This window comes from Terriglobales bacterium (assembly GCA_035937135.1).
Classification (GTDB): Bacteria; Acidobacteriota; Terriglobia; order Terriglobales; family Acidobacteriaceae; genus DASYVL01.
The window spans coordinates 1-3,132 of the sequence record DASYVL010000004.1 but is presented as its reverse complement, the minus strand read 5'-3'; the positions used below and the strand labels follow the sequence as shown (position 1 = coordinate 3,132).

The 3,132-nt window shown below is 64.8% G+C and carries 4 protein-coding genes; 1 reads left to right on the top strand and 3 read right to left on the bottom strand.

Features of this window, described 5'->3' with window-relative positions; all coding sequences use genetic code 11:
- From hslV to VGQ94_00130, 3 genes are all read right to left on the bottom strand, one after another.
- Positions 1-461, bottom strand: a 461-nt coding sequence (hslV, locus tag VGQ94_00140; protein HEV2020917.1) for an ATP-dependent protease subunit HslV, incomplete at its 3' end; no start/stop codon positions are given.
- Between the two features lie 139 nt (positions 462-600).
- The gene (locus VGQ94_00135; GenBank protein HEV2020916.1) at positions 601-885 is read right to left on the bottom strand and encodes a hypothetical protein; all 285 of its coding nucleotides are present in this window, start codon (positions 883-885) and stop codon (positions 601-603) included.
- Complete coding sequence (locus VGQ94_00130; GenBank protein HEV2020915.1) at positions 869-1,531, bottom strand: hypothetical protein; 663 nt, start codon at positions 1,529-1,531, stop codon at positions 869-871. Before VGQ94_00130 ends, VGQ94_00135 begins: the two co-directional genes overlap by 17 nt.
- A gap of 512 nt (positions 1,532-2,043) precedes the next feature.
- Here VGQ94_00130 and VGQ94_00125 point away from each other — a divergent pair.
- On the top strand, positions 2,044-3,132 hold a 1,089-nt coding region (locus VGQ94_00125), incomplete at its 3' end, for an MFS transporter (protein ID HEV2020914.1).

The window sequence follows — 3,132 nt, the reverse complement described above, 5'->3', positions numbered from 1 at the left end:
CGGGCGGAGAGCTGGGTGTGCTCGGCCAGGGCGCGGGCGGCAGAGGTGGCGTACGGGCCGCCGCTGCCGATGGCGGCGATGCCCTCGTCGGGCTCGATCACATCCCCGGCGCCCGAGATGAGGAAGGTCTGGCCCTGGTCGGCGACCAAAAGCAGCGCCTCGAGCTGGCGCAGCGTCTTGTCGGTGCGCCAGTCCTTGGCCAATTCCACCGCCGCCCGGCCCAGGTTGCCTTGGTACTGCTCCAGCTTGGTCTCAAAGCGGCTGAAGAGGGCGAAGGCGTCGGCGGTGGAGCCGGCAAACCCGGCCAGGATCTTGTCGCCGTAGAGCCGCCGGATCTTCTTGGCGGAGTGCTTCACGATGCCGTCGCCTAGGGTGACCTGGCCGTCGCCGGCCATCACCACCTTGCCGTCCCGGCGCACGCACAGGACGGTGGTCGAGCGTACTCTTGGCACGGTTTCCATGGGAGCGACTGTTGATTATAGCAGCGCGCAGCCTGCGCTCCGCGCTGCAGCGCGGAGCGGCTGCCTGGCTGGAACGCCTCAAAACACCAAGGGCTTCCCGCTCTCGGGAAGCCCGGTGCGATTCTCTTCGGTGCGCTTACTACTTTCCGTTTAGACCCAGACTCGAGCCCACCCCGGTGACGAAATCATAGCCGACGCCCGCGGCGAAGGCGCCCGCAGTGCCGGAAATGATGTCGCGAAAGTCCGCGGTGTTGGTGCGGTTGGCATAGACGGTAGTCAGCTCGCCGACGGTGTTGCTGCTGCTGTTGACATGCCCGGCGAGGTTGACGATGCCAGCCATGGAGGGCGAGGAGACGCTGGTTCCGCCAAAGACCAGCCATCCGCTGGATCCCTGGCAACGGGTGCTGTCATAGAACGGAGACACCGCTGGCCGGATCCGCATCGAAGGAGAAATCCGGGGCCGACCGCTTGGTGGAATCCGTACCGGCCACGCCGTTCTGATAGGCAAGCTTCGCCTCGTACTTGCTGGGACCACCACCGCTCCCGCTCCAGGCGGTTTCACTGGTGAAAACGCCATTGGTGCGGTGGATGGTCGTGCCGCCGGCGGAGACCACGTAGGGCGAAACGGAGGGATAGCTGTTCACGCCACCGGTGTCGCCGCTGGATGCGAAGTAAACGAGGCCGTTGTTTTGGAAATGGCTGTCGTTGCTGGACTCGGTGGAGAACTCGCCCCCACTCCAGCTCATGGAGACTTCGCCGTTGCCGCTCGCGTTCCCGGTGGTCACCTGAGCGGTGGCAACGTCCACGGCCGCGAACAGGTCGGCAAAGCTGTTGCTGGCGGCTTCCACCAGCACGATCTTTGCGTTCGGAGCCATGGCATGCGCCCATTCAATGTCGAGCGCCGTCTCCTGCGCCCAGCCACAATTGGTGCTTGGCTGGCTGCCGCTGGCATACACCACCTTGAAGCATCCATTGGCGATGGTGCAGTGGGGGAGGCCAAACTGCGTGGAGAAAACATCGAGATCATTGTCGGCGGTGGGGTAGTGAAAGGCGTCCACGATGGCGATCACGCCCGATCCGCCGCTGGAGGGCAGCGAGTAAACCGCCCGTATGCTGGCCGGCGATTCCCCCCTAGGCCCTCCGCCGCCGGGTTTTCCATTCGCCCAGATCAGGTGGTTGGTATGCGCCCGCACTCCACGATCCTGGCCATGTTCCACCGAGCTGTCAGGAACGACTACGGAACCATGGGACGAATTTGAACTCTGCGCGACGAGCAGCGACCCGCCCAGGCTCGCCAACGCAAGAACCAGCAAAAATACGCTGAGTTTCTCACTCTCACTGATTGTTCTCCTTTTGCAGTGCGCCGACTGCGAGTGCGAATGGCCTACAAGAAGTCAAAAAAAACTCAAATTTAAAAACAAGAGGGAGGAGCCCACGGAAGCAACGACGGTGCCCCATAAATTAGGGTACAGGACGCAGGACGTCAATCCGTTACATCGGGCGTGCGAAACCGCAAGTAACTCTGGGGCGGTTACCTTTGGACACGGCTGGACGCGCACGCTCACGGTACAATCCCCGCCCGGTGAATCCCGACTCCCGCCGCGTCCTCATCCTGCTCTCGACCGCCGAACTGCTGGCTATGTCCTTGTGGTTCACGGGGACGGCGGCGCTGCCGCAGCTGGCTCAGGCCTGGAACGCCGGCTACGGCCTGACCGCATGGCTCACCATCACCGTGCAACTGGGATTCGTCGCCGGGGCGCTGGTGGCTGCCGTCTTCAACCTGCCGGACGTCTTCCGCCCCGGCAAAATCTTTGTGGTCAGCAGCCTAGCGGCCGCGGCCGCCAACGCCCTCTTCGCCTGGGTGGCGGCGGAGCATATCGCCGCCGCGCTTGTCCTGCGCTTCCTGACCGGGGTGTTTTTGGCGGGCGTCTACCCCACGGGCATGAAGCTGCTCGCGGGATGGTTCAAGGAAGGACGCGGCCTGGCGCTGGGAATCTTCATCGCGGCGCTGACCGTGGGCTCGGCGCTGCCCCATGCGGTCGAGGCGGCGGGCAATCTTCCCTGGCGGGCGATGGTCCTGGCTTCGAGCGGCTTCGCCGTCCTGGCGGCGCTGGTGGTGGCGGTCGGCGTACACGAAGGCCCGTACGCCGCGCCGCAGCCGCCCTTTAACTTCCATCAGGTCGGCCAGACCTTCCGCCAGCGCCGCCTGCGCCTGGGCAACCTCGGATACCTGGGGCACATGTGGGAGGTCTATTCCATGTGGGGATGGATCGGAGTACTGCTGGCGGCTTCGGGGGCGGGCCTCGCGACAGCGTGGGTGGAGGTGTCCACCTTTTCGGCCATTGCCATCGGAGCGGTGGGGTGCGTGTGGGCGGGAGTGGTGAGCGACCGTACACGCAATGACTGTGTGTGTGTGCAGGTTGAAGCCGTTCGCTTGCGCCGCCGCAGCAACGTCACCATCGTCGCCATGGCGGTGAGCGGCGCCTGCTGCCTGGCCGCCGGGCTGGCGTTCGATAGCTTCCCTGCCCTGGTCGCCGTCTCTTTGGTCTGGGGGATCGCCGTGGTGGCGGACTCGGCGCAGTTTTCCACTATCGTCAGCGAGGTCTCCCATCCTTCCTATGTAGGCACGGCGCTGACCATGCAGGTGGCGCTGGGCTTCCTGCTCACCAGC